The organism is Streptomyces sp. NPDC043876, from assembly GCF_056435825.1.
In genome coordinates, this window is record NZ_JBWKDV010000005.1 from 235,770 (window position 1) to 251,734 (window position 15,965).

General features: G+C 65.8%; 25 protein-coding genes and 1 pseudogene. 3 read left to right on the plus strand and 23 right to left on the minus strand.

Annotated features, from left to right (window positions below; all coding sequences use genetic code 11):
* The first annotated feature begins 16 nt into the window (after positions 1–16).
* Positions 17–1,534, plus strand: coding sequence for a membrane-associated oxidoreductase (locus AC0693_RS18080; protein ID WP_478802333.1), 1,518 nt, complete (start codon positions 17–19; stop codon positions 1,532–1,534).
* Between the two features lie 44 nt (positions 1,535–1,578).
* Here the strand turns inward: AC0693_RS18080 and AC0693_RS18085 are convergent, their stop codons facing one another.
* Positions 1,579–2,208, minus strand: coding sequence for a lysophospholipid acyltransferase family protein (locus tag AC0693_RS18085; RefSeq protein ID WP_356411996.1), 630 nt, complete (start codon positions 2,206–2,208; stop codon positions 1,579–1,581).
* A gap of 278 nt (positions 2,209–2,486) precedes the next feature.
* Between AC0693_RS18085 and AC0693_RS18090 the strand changes: the two are divergent.
* A pseudogene (locus tag AC0693_RS18090) lies at positions 2,487–3,137 on the plus strand (glycerophosphodiester phosphodiesterase family protein); the annotation flags it as partial.
* 487 nt (positions 3,138–3,624) lie between these two features.
* Entirely contained in the window at positions 3,625–3,819 is a 195-nt protein-coding gene (locus tag AC0693_RS18095) for a hypothetical protein (protein ID WP_478741978.1), read from the plus strand.
* A gap of 53 nt (positions 3,820–3,872) precedes the next feature.
* Here the strand turns inward: AC0693_RS18095 and AC0693_RS18100 are convergent, their stop codons facing one another.
* The 22 genes from AC0693_RS18100 to AC0693_RS18205 form a co-directional block, all read right to left on the minus strand.
* The gene (locus AC0693_RS18100) at positions 3,873–4,412 is read right to left on the minus strand and encodes a recombinase family protein (RefSeq protein WP_478741977.1); all 540 of its coding nucleotides are present in this window, start codon (positions 4,410–4,412) and stop codon (positions 3,873–3,875) included.
* 81 nt (positions 4,413–4,493) lie between these two features.
* Complete coding sequence (locus tag AC0693_RS18105) at positions 4,494–4,865, minus strand: hypothetical protein (protein ID WP_478741976.1); 372 nt, start codon at positions 4,863–4,865, stop codon at positions 4,494–4,496.
* 104 nt (positions 4,866–4,969) lie between these two features.
* Complete coding sequence (locus AC0693_RS18110) at positions 4,970–5,302, minus strand: hypothetical protein (protein ID WP_478741975.1); 333 nt, start codon at positions 5,300–5,302, stop codon at positions 4,970–4,972.
* A gap of 177 nt (positions 5,303–5,479) precedes the next feature.
* Positions 5,480–6,001: a hypothetical protein gene (locus tag AC0693_RS18115; protein WP_478741973.1), complete on the minus strand. Its 522-nt coding sequence runs from the start codon at positions 5,999–6,001 to the stop codon at positions 5,480–5,482.
* A complete protein-coding gene (locus tag AC0693_RS18120) occupies positions 5,998–6,909 on the minus strand; it encodes an AcrVA2 family anti-CRISPR protein (protein WP_478741972.1) in 912 nt (303 codons plus the stop codon). Before AC0693_RS18120 ends, AC0693_RS18115 begins: the two co-directional genes overlap by 4 nt.
* Positions 6,910–6,985: 76 nt before the next feature.
* Complete coding sequence (locus tag AC0693_RS18125; protein ID WP_478741970.1) at positions 6,986–7,324, minus strand: histone-like nucleoid-structuring protein Lsr2; 339 nt, start codon at positions 7,322–7,324, stop codon at positions 6,986–6,988.
* Between the two features lie 92 nt (positions 7,325–7,416).
* Positions 7,417–7,884 carry a hypothetical protein gene (locus tag AC0693_RS18130; protein ID WP_478741969.1) on the minus strand — a complete coding sequence of 156 codons (468 nt, stop codon included), beginning with the start codon at positions 7,882–7,884 and terminating at the stop codon, positions 7,417–7,419.
* 57 nt (positions 7,885–7,941) lie between these two features.
* Positions 7,942–8,238 (minus strand): hypothetical protein, encoded by a 297-nt coding sequence (locus tag AC0693_RS18135; RefSeq protein WP_478741968.1) that lies wholly within the window; start codon positions 8,236–8,238, stop codon positions 7,942–7,944.
* 55 nt (positions 8,239–8,293) lie between these two features.
* Complete coding sequence (locus AC0693_RS18140; RefSeq protein WP_478741966.1) at positions 8,294–8,611, minus strand: hypothetical protein; 318 nt, start codon at positions 8,609–8,611, stop codon at positions 8,294–8,296.
* A 101-nt stretch (positions 8,612–8,712) separates the two neighbouring features.
* Complete coding sequence (locus tag AC0693_RS18145; RefSeq protein WP_478741964.1) at positions 8,713–9,048, minus strand: hypothetical protein; 336 nt, start codon at positions 9,046–9,048, stop codon at positions 8,713–8,715.
* The gene (locus AC0693_RS18150) at positions 9,045–9,305 is read right to left on the minus strand and encodes a hypothetical protein (RefSeq protein ID WP_478741962.1); all 261 of its coding nucleotides are present in this window, start codon (positions 9,303–9,305) and stop codon (positions 9,045–9,047) included. Before AC0693_RS18150 ends, AC0693_RS18145 begins: the two co-directional genes overlap by 4 nt.
* Positions 9,306–9,411: 106 nt before the next feature.
* Entirely contained in the window at positions 9,412–9,999 is a 588-nt protein-coding gene (locus AC0693_RS18155; protein ID WP_478741961.1) for a hypothetical protein, read from the minus strand.
* A 109-nt stretch (positions 10,000–10,108) separates the two neighbouring features.
* Positions 10,109–10,645: a hypothetical protein gene (locus AC0693_RS18160; RefSeq protein WP_478741960.1), complete on the minus strand. Its 537-nt coding sequence runs from the start codon at positions 10,643–10,645 to the stop codon at positions 10,109–10,111.
* Positions 10,646–10,740: 95 nt separating this feature from the next.
* Complete coding sequence (locus AC0693_RS18165) at positions 10,741–11,169, minus strand: hypothetical protein (protein WP_478741959.1); 429 nt, start codon at positions 11,167–11,169, stop codon at positions 10,741–10,743.
* 113 nt (positions 11,170–11,282) lie between these two features.
* Positions 11,283–11,999: a hypothetical protein gene (locus AC0693_RS18170; RefSeq protein WP_478741958.1), complete on the minus strand. Its 717-nt coding sequence runs from the start codon at positions 11,997–11,999 to the stop codon at positions 11,283–11,285.
* Positions 12,000–12,082: 83 nt separating this feature from the next.
* Complete coding sequence (locus tag AC0693_RS18175) at positions 12,083–12,496, minus strand: hypothetical protein (RefSeq protein WP_478741957.1); 414 nt, start codon at positions 12,494–12,496, stop codon at positions 12,083–12,085.
* Between the two features lie 107 nt (positions 12,497–12,603).
* Positions 12,604–12,891, minus strand: a complete 288-nt coding sequence (locus tag AC0693_RS18180) for a hypothetical protein (RefSeq protein WP_478741956.1) — start codon at positions 12,889–12,891, stop codon at positions 12,604–12,606.
* A 93-nt stretch (positions 12,892–12,984) separates the two neighbouring features.
* Positions 12,985–13,422 (minus strand): hypothetical protein, encoded by a 438-nt coding sequence (locus AC0693_RS18185; protein ID WP_478741955.1) that lies wholly within the window; start codon positions 13,420–13,422, stop codon positions 12,985–12,987.
* A gap of 93 nt (positions 13,423–13,515) precedes the next feature.
* The gene (locus AC0693_RS18190) at positions 13,516–13,887 is read right to left on the minus strand and encodes a hypothetical protein (protein WP_478741954.1); all 372 of its coding nucleotides are present in this window, start codon (positions 13,885–13,887) and stop codon (positions 13,516–13,518) included.
* A 104-nt stretch (positions 13,888–13,991) separates the two neighbouring features.
* On the minus strand, positions 13,992–14,465 hold the full coding sequence (locus AC0693_RS18195) for a hypothetical protein (RefSeq protein WP_478741953.1): 474 nt from the start codon (positions 14,463–14,465) through the stop codon (positions 13,992–13,994).
* A 217-nt stretch (positions 14,466–14,682) separates the two neighbouring features.
* A complete protein-coding gene (locus tag AC0693_RS18200) occupies positions 14,683–15,243 on the minus strand; it encodes an antirestriction protein ArdA (protein ID WP_478741952.1) in 561 nt (186 codons plus the stop codon).
* Positions 15,244–15,354: 111 nt separating this feature from the next.
* On the minus strand, positions 15,355–15,879 hold the full coding sequence (locus AC0693_RS18205; protein ID WP_478741951.1) for a hypothetical protein: 525 nt from the start codon (positions 15,877–15,879) through the stop codon (positions 15,355–15,357).
* Between the last annotated feature and the right edge of the window lie 86 nt (positions 15,880–15,965).

Sequence of the window (15,965 nt, forward strand, 5' to 3'; positions counted from 1 at the left end):
CGACACCATCCCCGCGATGGAGCCGACCGACCCGACCCCGACCGACCTGACCCCGGCCGAACGCCGCGTGTGGGACGCCTTCCCGCGCGGCGAACGCGTCGACGCCCGCCAGGACCCCGACGAGAGCGCCGCCGACGGCGCGGCCTGGGGACCCGAGCGGACCGTACGGGCCGAGGTGCTCACCGCCCTCCTGCTCGGCGGCGGCGGGGCCGGGGGCCAGGTCGCCGGGCTCAACCTCAAGGGCTTCCGCATCACCGGCAAGCTCGACCTCAAGTACGCCGTCGTCGAGCACCCGGTCCGGCTCCGCGGCTGCTGGTTCGAGCGCAAACCCCTGCTCTACGGAGCCCGGTTGCGCGCGTTCGTCCTGAGCGACTCCGCCCTGCCGGGTCTGACCGCCGCCACCGTCAGCGTCGACGTGGTGCTGCGGCTGTCCTGCTGCCGGATCACCGGACCGGTCCGGCTCGCCGGCGCCCGGATCGCCGGGGGCCTCTTCCTCACCGGCGCCGTCATCGGCACCCCGCCGGGCCGTGCGGCGCCCGGGGAGAGCGGCGGAGCCGTCGAGGACGCCGAACCCGCGCTCCAGCTCAACCACGCCGCCATCGGCACCGACGTCATCGCCCCGGGGCTGACCGTCCACGGCCAGACGCGCATCAACGGCGCCACCGTCGGCGGCCGGATCACCCTCGAAGGAGCCCGCCTGCTCAATCCGGGCGGCGAGGCGCTGCACGCCGAGAGCCTCAGCGTCGGCACCGACGTCCGCGCCCGCGGCCTGCACGCGCGGGGCCGGGTCAACTTCACCGGGTCCCGGATACCGGGCCAACTGGGCCTCGCTCACTCCCGCCTGGCCAACCCGGGCGGCACCGCCCTGCGCGCCTCCAGCTGCGCGATCGGCGAGATCTGGCTGCGCGGCTGCGACACCGTCCAGGGCGCGGTGAACCTGCGCCGCTCCCAGTGCGACCTGCTCCACGTGGAACCCGGCGGATGGCCGGAAACGGTCTCCCTGGACGGGCTGAGCTACCGCTCGCTGCGCCCGCACCTGCCCGCCGAGCAGCGGCTGCCCGTCCTGGAGCGGGAGGACGCGGGCTACCTTCCGTACGCCTACGAGCAACTGGCCGCCGCCTACCGCACGGCGGGGGACGAGGCGGGCGCCCGCAGCGTGCTGCTCGCCAAACTCCGCAGGCACCGGCGCACCCTGCCCCGGCACGCCCGGGTGTGGGGGCTGCTCCAGGACGTCACCGTGGGGTACGGCTTCCGGCCGCTGCGCGCGGCGGGCTGGCTCGTGGCCCTGCTGTGCACGGGCGCCCTCGCGTACGGGCTGCGGCCGCCGCCCCCGCTCAAACCCGGCGAGGCGCCCGAGTTCAACCCGGTCTTCTACACGCTCGACCTGATGCTGCCGATCATCGGCTTCGGGCAGGAGGAGGCCTTCGGTCCGCGGGGCGGGTACCAGTGGCTCTCGTACCTGCTGATCGTGACGGGCTGGGTGCTGGCGACGACCACCGCGGCGGGCGTCAGCCGGTCACTGAGCAGGCAGTAGCGCGGCGCGCGGGACGCTGGTGTACCGGACGGGGACGTACGGGCTCAGGCCGCCTTGGCCTTGGTCGCGTACATGTCGACGTACTCCTGGCCCGAGAGCCGCATGACCTCGGTCATCACCGAGTCGGTGACCGCGCGCAGGACGTACCGGTCGCGGTCCATGCCCTCGTACCGGGAGAACTCCATCGGCTCGCCGAAGCGGACGGTGACCCGGCCCGGGCGCGGCATGCCCTTGCCGCCGGGCTGGAGCTTGTCGGTACCGATCACCGCGAACGGGACCACGGGGGCGCCGGTCATCAGGGTGAGCCGGGCGATGCCGGTGCGGCCGCGGTAGAGGCGGCCGTCGGGGGAGCGGGTGCCCTCCGGGTAGATGCCGAAGATCTTGCCCTCTTCGAGGATCCTGCGACCGGTCATCAAGGCGGCGACCCCGCCGTTGGCGCCGTCGCGGTCCACCGGGACCATGCCGGAGCCGGTGAAGAACCAGGCCATGGCGCGGCCCTTGAGACCCTTGCCCGTGACGTACTCGTCCTTGCCGATGAAGTGCACCTGGCGGTCGCACACCAGGGGCAGGATCATCGAATCGATGAAGGTCAGGTGGTTGCCCGCGAGGATGACCGGCCCGGTCCCCGGAATGTTCTCGGCACCCTCGACACGGGTGCGGAACATCATCCGCATGACCGGTCCGACAGTGGCTTTGATGAGCGCAATACGGGACAACGTGGGCCCTCCGGCATCGAATGCGTCTTCAGCACCGCGCGTGCTCAGTGCAGGTGAGGACGATACTCGCGGGTCCCCACTGATCGCACATCGGGTTCACGAGGCCGATACCCAAAGTTGACGCACGTTTCCGCCATGTTTTCCGCCCGTCCCGCCGGGCATCGCCCGCGCGCCACCGGCCGCTGCCTACCATCGGTCGCCGACCGGGGGCGAAGGCTCCGGGCGGTCCGAACGGGATGAGGGCGAAGATGGCGCAGGGCGGGGCAGGCAGGCGCGCGGTGCTGGGGGCGGCCGTACTGGCGGCGGGCGGCGGAGCGCTCGCGCTCGGCGCGGGACCGGCGGCGGCAGCGGGCGCGGACGGCGCGCAGGCGGCCGGCGCGCAGGTGTACGGCGACGGCGGGGGCTACCGCGAGCTGCCGTACCCCACGGTCATCGGCCACCGGGGGGCCAGCGGCTACCGGCCCGAACACACTCTCGGCTCCTACCAGCTGGCCCTCGACCTCGGCGCGGACGTCATCGAGCAGGACCTGGTCCCCACCCGGGACGGGCACCTGGTCTGCCGGCACGAGAACGAGATCGGCGGCACCACGGACGTCGGCGAGCGACCGGAGTTCGCCTCCCGGCGGGCCACCAAGTCCGTGGACGGCGTCTCCGTCACCGGCTGGTTCACCGAGGACTTCACCCTCGCCGAGCTGAAGACCCTGCGCGCGAAGGAACGCATCCCCGCCGTCCGCCAGCGCAACACGCTCTACGACGGCCGCTGGGAGGTCCCCACCTTCGAAGAGGTGCTGCGCTGGGCCGACCGCGAGGGCAAGCGCCGCGGCAAGCGGGTCTGGCTGCACGTGGACACGCGACGTGAGTCAACACCTACTTGTATGAAAACCCTCCTGACCTGCGGAAACTAGTTTTTCGGGCTCGTCCGAAACGTCCAGACCCGGCTCGTCCAGGTCCAGAACCATCCGCAAGCTCTCCGCCTCCCGCCCTGGCTGCCCCTCCAGGACGCGAGCCAGGTATGCCCGCTGCGCCAGCGTCAACGTCACCGTCCGGGAGCCCTCGCCAGCCGCGTACTCCGATCTCAGGCGATCCACTGAGCGCAAGTACCGCTCGTGCGCCGGCGGGCTCGACGGTGCAGGCCGCACCCGCCCAAAATGATCATCAGTCATAGCCGAATCCTGGCAGAGACTGCACGCCCAAACGGGCCTTTCGGAAGATCCCAACCCCGGGAATCGTCCCGTACCTACTCATGGCGTCCGCGGCATTGTCACGCTTAGGCAAAGAATCCTCGGGTCGTACTGTAAGACGCCCCAGAACAGCACGTAAGGGTTGGAGCAAGGACTGCGCCCGCAGCGCCTCTCCGTGACCCAAGGAGGCGTCGTGGATTCCACGCCCCAGCCCTTCCGAACCACCGAGCACTTCTGGCCGAAGAGGTACCACCCGCTCCTCGGCGGCGGTTCCACGGCTGTGGAACTGGCTGCGGAGGTCGACAAGGCCGTGACCAACGGCCGCCTCGTCACCGTGGACGACCACAGCGACTCCGTCTGGAAGGTGACCGTGTACATCCCCGCCTAGATCCAGACATGACGAAGCCCCCGCGCTCCACAAGGGAGCCGGGGGCCTCGTTGTTACTGGGCGTACGACTCGTTTTCTCCGTCGTCGCAGCACTGGGTGAACTGGTCCTGGACCTCCTCGCCGCAGGAGTTGCAGAACCAGTAGAGCGGCTCGCTCTCCTCTGCGTCCTGGTCGGCCTCGCTAGCATCCGGCACGTGGGCCTCCGCAGCGGCCATCAATTCCAACGTTGAGGTTCCGGCGGCCGATGCGAGATCAGTGTCCCCACCCGAGACCACGTGCACCGAGACGCCAGCCTTCTGCGCCACCTGCACCAGCGTCTTCAGCTGCGCCGATCGCCGGCCGTACCTCGGGGGTTCAGAGGCCACCACAGCGTCGAACTCACCGCGGCCGACGTCACCGAGCAGATCCAGATACACGTCATGGCCACCGAGGGCTTCGTAGGACTTCACCACGTCCATTCCGCGCTCCTCGGCCCACCGCTCGCACTGCACGCGCTGCAAGTCCACCGACAGCGGATTACCCGCGGGAGGCCTTCGCGCGAAGACCGCAACCCGCTTCTGCTCACTCACCTGACTCCTCCAGATCTGCTCCACGCATACGTCTCTCCTCTCAGGGACGGAAGCCTGCCACAGAGGTGTGACAGGCTTCCTGGTTTCGTCGCACCGGCTCAGACCTCAGGCGGGCACGAATCCGACGCTCAAGCGCCACCACTCACCACCACCGGGGGAGATCCGCTGGCTGATGTCCTCCGTACCCATCCCCGACATTTCGGGAAGGAACCACACCGCCAGCGTCCCGCCCGTAGCGATGGCCAGGGCTGCCCAACGGCGCACACCCTCCTCGCAGGGCAACGCCACGTGCGCCACCTCGTCATCAGCCAGGAACGTGACGACGACTCGTCCGTCCCGTTCGATCGTCCAGCGGGTCTGCGAGTCCTTCGCCCGCGCAACCTCACCGCTCGGTGCGAAGTGGTGCCGTTCAAGAAATGCGTCGACCGCTGCCCTCGAATCCTGCGCAGTGCCTACGAGCGCAAGCGCCGGCTGCAAACCTCCCCCAACCTCCGGTGCCCCAGTCGGCACCGCGGCCGTAGCGGGTACACCGTTCATGGAGACCACCGGGACCAGGCGCTGCGCCTTCCTGCTTCGCCCAGTCACTGGCCGTCCTTGTCCTTCTTCCGCACCCACTCTGCGTGGACCTCAGCGACGTTCTTCCGCCAGGCCACCCACTCGTCGTACTCCGCTCCCCGCGGTTGGTTCTCGCCAACCAGCGCGCGGGCGAACTCGTTGAGAACGATGTCCGGCACCCCGTTGGTGAGCCAGCCATAGTGCCGGGCGCCCTTGATAGTGAGGCCGCTGCCACCCTCCAGAACTTCCCGGATGAATCGCGGGTCAGGCGTGAACCGCCAATCGAGCCTTACGACGTTGCTGAGGGTGTCCACCTCGTCGGCGGTCAGTGGCGGCTGCTCGTTTCTCATGTGCTCCACGTGTGTCTCTCCTCTCTCGGATGGAAGCCTGCCACTGGGACGGCAGGCTTCCGGCGGTTTCCGTCTTCAAAGCCCAGTGCTAGCGATGGGTGTATCGCCATGCTGGTTCTTTTTTTTTCGTCTGGGTTTAGAGAGGAGGGCCCGACCGATTCGTCGGCGGGGCCCTCTCTTTCGCTGCTACACGGTCTGCCCAGGGCTGGTGTTCTCGACCGGATGCTGCGCAATTACCGCACATATGGCATCAATCGAGGGAGCGGGACGAGTTACGGAAGCCCCCGAATCAGGGGTATTAGCCAGTTTCTCTGCCAATCGCAAGCGGCCTGGCCCGCAGCCTCTGGATCTCCATACAAGCTTGTAGACCCAGCGGTCGCCGCGATAGTCGCTCCGGTCTGTTTCAGCAACCCTGCGGCCTACCAGGACGATTACGTACGGATCGCCGTCGTAGCCAGGCGGAGTCCACTGCACGTTACTTCCCCACCCGTGATCTACGGCGTGGCTGATCAGGTTCGTTGCCACCGTCGGCAGGCTGTAGCCCTCTGGCGCGGCGGACACGATCACACGGAGCTCCTCGTACGTGTCGCGCAATGCGGCGCAATCGTCCTCGGTTCGATCATCCGGATGAATGTTCCTGAGGGCGAAATGCTGGTCGATAAGCCGCTGGTACCGCGCTTCCACGGACTCCTCGTCGGTACCAGTCATGCTGTTTCTCCCGGCTCACCGGCCTGGAGCTTTGATGGCCGCCTCAGTTCGCGTATCTCGCGGCTGATCCGGGGACCGACCTTGACGAAGCCATCGACGTCGTCCGGCCGCTGACGTCGGCCCTTCTTGCTCTTGCTGGCCTTCGCCGGCACGCGGTACACCGCGGCGTCCTCCGGATTGCTGCCGGCGTACGACACCGTGTGCAACACCTGAGTGAGGTACCGCCGTAGCCACGTCGACAGGCGCGTGATGTCACTCTCGCCAAGGTCCTCGGAGAAGTGGAAGCCGCCTATTGTGCTGGCGACAGCGTCCGTAACCGTCGTCTTCTCCGGCCCGAGTGGCACCGTGCAGCGCAGGGTCTGGAGCACCATGCCTCCGGCTGTTGAGATGAACCCGACGAACATCACCCCCAGGTCCTCGAACCGATCGTCGTTCGTCGAGCACAGGAGCTGCCCGCGGTCCCAACGCCCGAAGACATAAGCGCCCAGCGGTATCCCAATGTGCTCCCGGTAGTAACGTGTCTCCTCATCTGAGAAGTCCGGGGTGGCGAGCACGATGAGCGGGTTCCTGAACCGCAGACCCCTGACTGCCGCGGTGGGCAACTCAGCCGGAGACTCCGACAGAACTGCCAGCAAGTACTCGTCCATCGCGAGGACGGTCTCGTCTCCCCGCCACAGGGCGTGGACCGCCGCATCACGGGCCGTCGCCTGAACCTCGCGGCGGTCATCCGGGTGCGCCGGAACGGCTCGCAGGATGTGTGGCGGAACCTCTTTGGTACCAGCTGCCATCAAGGCCGCAACGTCGCGGATAACCGGATAGCGGCTTTCACCACCGCGGATGTGTGCCACAACGGCCTTGACCATCTCGCGTGCCAGGCCAAGTGTCTGCTTGTCCGTGCGCTCTTGCATCGCTCTCTCCTCTCACGGAAACAAAACGAAAGAGGCCTCACCGAATCTTGGTGAGGCCTCTCCCTGTTGGGCTGGGTTAGCTGCCCTTGTTGGCCTTCTCGTACGCGGCGCGCGCGTCAGCCGGTACTCGGCCACGGTCCTTCAAGGCAGGCCAGCCGTTCGACTTGGCCCATGCCCGCATGGTCGCGGCGTTGGCAGGCACCTGCGTCCGCCTGGCCCCCGACCTGGTGCCGGTTCTGCCGCTGACCTTGCGCCCGGCGCCCTGGTACGGCGTGAAGATACCCCGGAGCTTGGCAGCGTTCTCTGCCGACAAATCGATCTCGTAGGTCTTGCCGTCGAGCGCGAAGGCGACGGTTTCGTCCGCTGCGCCCCCGTCTACGTCGTCAACGAGCAGGACCTGAACTTTCTGTGCCACGTTGTGCCCTCTCCTCTCACTGCTGTAGGGCCGGAAACGTGCCCTACATCGTGCCCTGGTCGGGAGTCGAACCCCACCTGTGACCGTCAGGGCTATGAGTCGGTCTCTACCTGCCTGGCCGCTTCAACCTCGGCCTTGAGCTTTGCCTTGAGGTCGGCCAGCTCCTTGTCCGCCTGGTGCGAGCGCACCAGCACTTCTTGAAGCACCGCAGCCGCCGACTTCTCCTCTTGGCGGAGCTTGGCCTGCTTCGCTTCGGCCGCCTCGACCCTTTCCCGAAGGACCGCAATGACGGGCCGGCGCGTGGCGCGGGGTGCGGGCTTCTTCTTGACGGTCCGCGCCCGCTTCCGCTTGTACGTGTCGAACTCGCTGAGCGAGATGTACTTGGTCGTGGTTCGGCCCCGCACGATCTTCACGACCTTCGGGAAAGCCTCGTGGCGCGCCATCCAGTTGTTGAGGGTCTGAGGCGAGACGTCTTCGCGCTTGGCCAGATCCTTGAGCGCCACCAGGTCGGACTCACGGTCTTTGAATTCGGGTCGCAGCCACTCGGTCTGGTCGTCCATGTCTCTCCTCTCAAGGGGCGGTCCGGGATGCCACTGCACCCCGGACCGCCGGTACCTCTACTGCGCCTGGTCGGCCTCCAGCTCGATGACGAGGTTCGTCGCCCAGATGCGCAGCTCATCTTCTCGCATGGCCGGCTGGTACTCCTGCATCAGCTCCCGGATGCGCAGCTTGCGCTCCATGCCCTCTGTGAGCTTCGCTTCTGCGTCCGGTTCTGCCACTTCCACATCGGACGAGAAAGTGGTGATCGCCAGGGACAGCTCGCCCGCTTCTGTGAGGACCTGGGCGACGTCCGCGAGCGGCGTCACGCCTTCCGGGGTGAACCGCACCAGCCGAAGCGTCTGTATCTGTTGCATTACTGTCCCCGCCTGTTCGCCGTGCGCTTGTCTGTCCGATCCTGGCCGGGCGCCGTCATCGCCCCATTTCCCTGCCGGTCTCGCGGGCCCACTTCTCCAGGAAGGGCAGGGCCAGGTCAGCCGTAGGCTCCCCGCCGTAGCCGGCCATGCTGATCCCGGACTCCGCCAGGACAACGGCCAGCATCTCCAGCGCCCCCTGGTAGCGGGCGTCTGCCTCGATCACACGCTTCGTCCGGGAGATGTCCTTGCCCATGAGGCGGGCCCGATTCTTGGCGTCGCGCATGCTGGCGTGGATGCTGTACGCCCGCTCCAGGCAGGCCTGCGCCAGGGGGGTCAGGGCCTCGCGGCTCTCGCCGTGCATCTTGGTGTTCACACTCTCTCCTCTCATGGAGACCCTTGCGGGCCTTCGTCCCCGCCCCAGCCTCGGATGCTGGGGAGCTCCGCCTGTCGGATTCCGGGGTGACAGCATCGCGATCACGACTCCTCGCGGGCTGCCATTTCCTCACTGATCAGCTCGAAATTGGGAGCCGCTTCGGTGCGAGCCGGCTCAACCACCTGCCAGGCCGCTTCCAGAGCGGTCGCCGCGTCACCGCGGGTCGTACAGTCCTTCACATCGATCTTCGTTGTGTGGACCTTACGGCCGAGCTCCAGCCGAATGACCGTGTGCCCACACCAGCGCTGGGTCTTAGGGTCCTTCCAGACCGTCCCCACATGGAACGTGGCCGCATACCAATCGTTGCCGTAACGGACCTCGTACTCGCCGTACTCACCCCGCTTAAACATGCGGCGAGGATCGAGAGTGGTCTTCACCGACCCACCGCCAACGGACGCTCCGACCGGGCCGGACCCACCGCTCGGAGGCTTCGCCAGACCTCGCCGTCGTGGTACTTCACGGTAAAGCGGTGACCAGCACACTTGGGCCGGTGCGGGATGGCCTCGGCGATGGCCGCCGCCACTTGCCTGGCGGACATAATCATGACCTGAGTCGTTTCGAAAACCAGGTCCACGGTCCGATTACCGGCTTGGACCTGCTTCAACACGACTACGGATGTCAGTTCGTACGTCATGACTCTCTCCTCTCACAGAGCGCGGGCAACAGCCCGCAGTGCCCCGGCCGGCCTCGATGCCGACGTGATCCGCCTGCACGGATTCGGGGCTGGTGCAGTACTGCGGCTAGGCCGGCAGGTGCACCGTATTCAGCAGCTCGCTGACGCGGTCACGCAGACCCGACATCACGTCGGAGACCTTCTCGTCGTACTCCTGCGCAGCTTTGTCGTACTGCTCCCGAAGGTCGTCGCGGAAGTCGCCGTACTCATCGCGGAACTCGTCCCGCTTGGTGACCCACCAGCTCTCGAACTCGTCGTACTGCCGAACCGCGTCGCGGATCTTGTTCCAGCGTTCCCAGCGCTGCTCAGCCCGGAACTGCTCCGGGTTTTCCTTGTGGCACCCACCGGCGCCCTTAGCCTCAGCCGCGGTCGTGTGCGGTCGGGACTGCCAGCCGCAGAGCTTGCACCGAGCTGCGCGCCACGTATCGGATGAGCCGGTCAATTCGACGTGGACGATCTCGGAGTTGTGAGCAACCGAGGCGTCCTGGAGCAGGATCTGGTCGTCCGTCTCGATCAGTACGTACCGCTCGCCGACCCAGACGAAGGCACCGTCAGTTGAGATGTGGTCGATCACGCCCGTGATCTTCCGGAATTGGTGCGTGACGCGAATGCCGACCCTGGCCTCGTGCGGCTCCAAGTAGTCACCCTTGGCCATGTCTCTCTCCTCTCAGATAGGACCTGGAAGGGTCCAGCGCCCCGGCCAGTCTCGAAGCTGGCGTGATCCGCCTTGACGGATACGGGGCTGGCCACATGCGGCGGGTTTGTCAGACGCTGGCCGCTGCGGAAAGGAGCTGCCGGCGGACAGACGGGAACGCGTCAACGAGCGCGAGGTCCTCGGGGGAGATGTGCGCACCGAAGAACAGCAGCTGCGCGGTGGCTCTCGCGGCGTCAGCCAAGCGGGATGACCTGAGGCCTTCCAGGTGTGCGATGGCCTCATCCAACGTGCGGACACCAGCGAAAGCGTCGCTCTGGATGCCGCGGAGGGTGGTCAACTCTGGGGTGCTGCCGCTGCCACAGTCGATCTCGCCGGTGAAGCTGGGGTGGCCCCAGATTGCGACGTGCTCAGCTCCGTAGTCGGCCACCGCGGCACCGTAGAAGCCCAGAAAGCGGGAGACCGCGACCGACTTCTCCTTGATGTACCGCCCCTGGTCCCATTCCTGGCCAGGCTGGGGATCCGTATTGGAGCCCCAGGAGGCGACCACGTAGTCGCCAGCACCGCGCTCTCCGATCATCCAGAGTCGCTCGGCGCCGGGGGTAAGTATCTTGAGCCATCCCCGGGCTTCGAAACCTTGGAACTGCATGTCTCTCTCCTCTCACGGAAGGGACCGAAGAGGTCCCCGTGCCCGGACGGGGTCTGAACCCCGCACACTCCCGAACTGGGACCGGGCTGTAGGACTCAGCCGTACGCGATCTCGTTGAACAGGCCGGCCTGGACGATGTTGTCTGCGTCTCCTGCGTCGTAGTCCGCGTCGGGGTCGCAGACGATGTCCAGAGCCATCTGCTTGAGGGCATCGGCCTCGCTCAGGTGGCACTTCGCTTCCCGCCGAATCAGCCGGTATAGGCCCTCGCGGATCGTGTCGACCGTGATCGTGTGCTGGAGGGGAACGTCCATGTCCTCACGGACCACGGCGTAGACGTCCTGCGGCTCGTGGTTCTGCCACCGGTACTGCTCGACCGAGCACCAGTAGTTGATGCCGCCCTCGACCGCGGTGGTCAGGATGTCCGCGAGAACGGAACCCGACACCTCGACATCCACAGTGAACGTGTACGTCTTCGGGGCCTGGACGATCGTGCCCTCAAGCACACGACGCTCGATGACTGTCATTGCTCTCTCCTCTCAAGGCGGACCCGCACCCGCTTTCGGGCAGGGTCCAGCCCCCGGCCGGCCTCGAAGCCGACAAGGTCGCCTTAACGATCTCGGGGTGACGGCAGCTGCCGTCAGAGCTGTGCAGGGCCAGGAAGACGGCTGGCGATCTCCCAAGCCTCCAGAGCGACGTCGAATCGCCGCTCGGCGTAGGCCCTGATCGCCGAGTCGGACTTGTAGTTGCCTTCCCCGTCCATGTACTCCTTGCTCTTCTCCTCCCATTGGGAGTCGAGCTCCTTGATGCGACGCGCGATCTCCCGCACGGTCTCCCAAGGGTCCTCGCGCAGGTCCTCCCACCCGTAGTTAGCGTCCTCGGGCGGCAGGCCGTCGAAGGACTCGGCCTCGACCACGAAGCAGTCGAGGTCCTCCCTCTCCCGCATATGGAAGGTGAGGGCTGTAATCCACGCCTCCTGCCGGTAGGTCGCCGAAACCACGTAGCTGTACGGCTTCTCTCCGTCGTGACGTCCGGACCCAGCAACGGTGACCGTGAAGATCTGGTCCCCATCCGGTGTCGGGTCCTCGGGCCCCATGCGGTAGAGCGGATGGTGGTCGAATACCTCCGCCACCGGCCCGCCGACGAGACGTGCATGGCGATCATCGCGCGCACGAATCTTGCGCAGACCGTCCCAGGCAGCCGAAGCCGTTCGGAACCCGAGGAACTCACGCTCCTCACCGTTTCCAACGCCGTCCGGCAGGGCGGCCCACCCGCGGTTCGTCTTGGCGACGTACCCCTGAGTGGGGTTCCCTTCAAACTGGACGCCGTCAAGGATGTGCTCACCCGTTGTGTTCATGTCTCTCTCCTCTCGATAGACCCCAAGGGGGCCCAGTGCGCGGGGGAGGAGTCGAACCTCCCCTTGCGACCATCCGCGCGACGTCAGGACCCGAGCCGCTCAAAGACCCAGATCTCCTGACGGTTGTCGAACTCGACCCACACCTCGTTCTCGTGCCGGATCTGCTTCCAGAACCCAGCATTCGGATCCACCCAGTCGACAGGGAAGTTGTCGTGGTGGTCGTCCAAGTACTCCTGACCGGCTTCGCCCAAGCTCTCCCACTCGATCTGGAAGGAGTCCACGACCTTCTGGAAGGTCTCGACGTCGTAGTGGACGAACTGGATGCCAGCAGCCTTCACGGCCGCCGCCACCTTGAGCTCATCGCGCTCGAACTTGTCGTACGCCTCCACAAGCGCGGTACCCATCGGGCCCACGTTCTCTGAGACGTCGATGTCATCCCACTCCAGGGTCTCGACCTGGTCGAGCGCCTCGGACCAGAGGTCCTTGTAGTACGTCATCGCTCTCTCCTCTCAAGGCGGACGCGTGCCTGTTTTCAGGCAGCGTCCAGCCCCCGGCCGGCCTCGAAGCACGGCTAGGTCGCCTTAACGAACTCGGGGTATCCGGCTCAGCCGAACGTGGGGATGTACTGGCCGCCGTTGCGCGCGATGTTGGCCCGTACATAGGCGGCCGTCTCGTCCGGGTAGAAGCCAGCGGTGTCGAGCCGCATAAAGTTCTTGGAGGAGCCGCCGCAGAAGTAGTTCGCGAGGCAGACAGGGCACACCTGAGCGCACCACCAGTACCCGTGCATCACGATCTGCGCGCCGCACTCCGGACCGAGGTCTCCCTCGACCGACACCATTCGACGCTTCACGCACCGGAAGGACTCGCCCACGCGGTAGCGCACGTCATCCATGTCTCTCTCCTCTCAAAGGACCCGCAAGGGGCCAGTGCTCCAGACCGGAGTCGAACCGGCACGGCTCCCCTTCGGAGACCTGGAGCTGCCTGATCAGGCTTCGTAATCGGCGTCCGCAAAGGCGGGCACGATCTCCCCGGCACGCGCCTCGTAGTCATCGCGCAGCGAGTCGTAGGCATCGAGGTGCTTGGCCAGGACATCCCCGACGTCATTCCGCAGCGCGGCGGTCGCCTCGTCAAACCCCTTCTGAAGTTGGCTTGCAGACGAAACCGCCGCCGTCGTGTCCCAGACGGTGAGTTCGTCGATCGACTGGACCAGGTCGAACTCCTCCAAGCTCTCTTCGGAGTACGCGAGGTGTTCGCTGATCATTTCCTGAACGTCCGTGACGAGCGCGCTGACGATGTCCTTGTCGGTGCGCGTCTTGCCGTTCGTGTCGACTAGGGACGCCGTGACCTCGATCTTCCCGGTGAAGTACACGGTGAAGGCCTTGGTCGGGATAGGCGCATCCTCGGCGATGCTGTACTCAGTCATTGCTCTCTCCTCTCAGAGGACCCAGAGAGGGTCCAGTGCCCCGGACCGGATTCGAACCGGCTGAACTCCCCTGCTGGAGTTCCGGGGCTGACGTCACGCGGACGCCTTCATGTACTGCTGCTCGGCCTCGCGCTCCTTCCGCAGCCGACGCATGTACGCGTCGAACTGGGTATCTGTACGAGGCGAAGCGTTGACCCGTAGGCCGATGTTTCGCCGGACGTCCTTCTCGGTGAAGGAGGCCGGTCCATCGGCACTGATCATCAGAGCGCCGCACAAGTCCTCGTACTGCTGAAGGCGCCAGAGCACCTCAGACCAGTTGCGCTCAGCGATCTTCTGTACGCCGATGGCCAGCATCGAAAAGACCAGAGTTTCCGTGACGCCGTTGAGTCGCCGACCCGAAACGGGGTCGTTGATCCACAACCTCTGGTAGCTCTTGATCTCCGACAGGTCGTAGTGGACCGCCATGTCTCTCTCCTCTCACGGAAGGACCCACTCTTAAATAGGGTCCAGCCCCCGCCTGGCACTCGAAACCAGGTGTATCCGCCTATACGGATTTCGGGGGGCGGAGGCTAGAGAGCCCCCGCCATAGCCAGCTCAGTGATCTCCTCGCCCCGCTCTTCGAGGGAGCGGCGCCAGAAGCCGAAGTGCGCTGCGTCGCCGTCCAACGCGCCGAAGTAGTAGGTCTCCGGCGCCACGTCGTTCAGCGCGGAGCTCAGCTCGTCCAGCAACCGGCTCGCGTGCACGTCGTCTCGCAGAACGTCAGCCACCCACTTGTTGACGTCGTACTCGGACTCGGCGATCACGTCCTGGAAGACGATCTGCCGAAGCCGCCGCGGTGCGATGTTCTCCAGAGCGCCCGCGAAGGCGTGCAGGAGATCCTCGTTCCGAAGCGTGCCGGAGCTGACCGTGCCAGCGAACTCCCACCGCTTCTCGCGGTAGAAGTGCTCCGAGACGGCGCCCAGCAGACCCTCGACGTCAAGAGCGTTGCGCGTTGCCAGGTGCAGCAGGTCACCGATCAGGTCACCGATTAGCTCAATCGCCACGTCCGGACGCATGTCCATGACCGACGGATCGGGGTGAAGGTAGGCAGACCGGTTGCTGTCCTGCGCGTAGGCCCGAACAGCAGCCCAAGCATTGCGCGTCAAGTTCTCGCGGCTCATGTTTCTCTCTCCTCTCATAGGACCCACACTGGGCCCAGTCCCCGCCCGGCCGTCGAATACCGGGAGATCCGCCTTTACGGATTTCGGGGTGACCAAATGGTCAGAGGGTGTCGAAGATGTGGTAGGTACCCCCACCTTCGTAAAGGATGTTGTAATCCCCATTGCAGATACTGTCGTGCGCCATGCTCCTGGCGATGTCCATCTGGTGACTCTTGTAGCGCTCGGGAAGATCCCCGAAGTCATCGATCTGGTCGAAAAGATAGTTTGCGAGGGCCTCTTTTTCGTCGCCCCAGCAATCTTCGATCGTTCTGATGGACAGATCTTGCAGCGCTCCCAAGACTTCCTCCGTCTCCATGTGGGAGCACTCCCGGAAGCACCACGCGACAACCACGGCCGGAAACTCATCCAACGCCTTAGCGATGGCCGTGATCTTCTCCAGCGACTCCCACTCTCCGAGGTTGAACCCCCCGAAGCCGTCGTAGTCGTGGATCGCGTACTCCTCCGCCGGACAACCCTCATCCTGGGCGGTAGGGGACTCGGTCAACATTTCCGCGATCTCCTCGCGGATAGCGTCCGGGTCTTGGTCCGCATCTATCCAGCGTCCGTGCAGCACGCCCGCGTTGTAGTCCGACAGGCTCGCCGCGTAGATACGCAAGGTCATTGCTCTCTCCTCTCAAGGCGGACGCGTGCCCTGTTTTCGGGCAGCATCCAGCCCCCGGCCGGCCTCGAAGCGCGGCTAGGTCGCCTTAACGAACTCGGGGTGACCGTTAGGTCAGGTGGCGGCATGACGCGCACGGCGCAGGTCAGCCCAGAATTGTTTCCATCCGCGCTGCACCACCATGTGGAGGTGGGCGTCCTCCTCTGCGGTGAACCCGTAGAGGTGGGCAGACGGCTCAACGCGTTCCCCCGTGTAGTTGTCACGGAGGTAGGAGCCCTCATGGTTGTAAAACCAGTTGGCGCCTTCGTCGTAAGCGCAGTCGGCGTCGCGGATCGCGTCGATAGCGAGCTTCACCGGATTGTCTTCCGGGTCTTTAGCCCAGTCAGGGACACAGTTGATGATTTCGCGGGTCTGGTAAGACCGGCCCGCTATTTCACCGTCTCCGATGTCGTCCGTGGTGAAGTACGTGCGGTAGACCACAACGAACTTACACGGCTTACCGTCCGGTCGATCGTGCGGCTGGTGTACACCACCAGGAGTGGAGCACACCTTCCGACGCTTGCAGTTGGGACACTGCTTGAAAGCGCCGGACCGACGCCGCACGACCGTTTCGGACCAGTTCATCGGGGTGCTTCGCATAGCTCTCTCCTCTCAGGTGGCACAAAATCGTGCACCCTGCCCCCCGAATTCGGGGGGCAACGCATAGGGCCTAAGTGCCTGTTTAA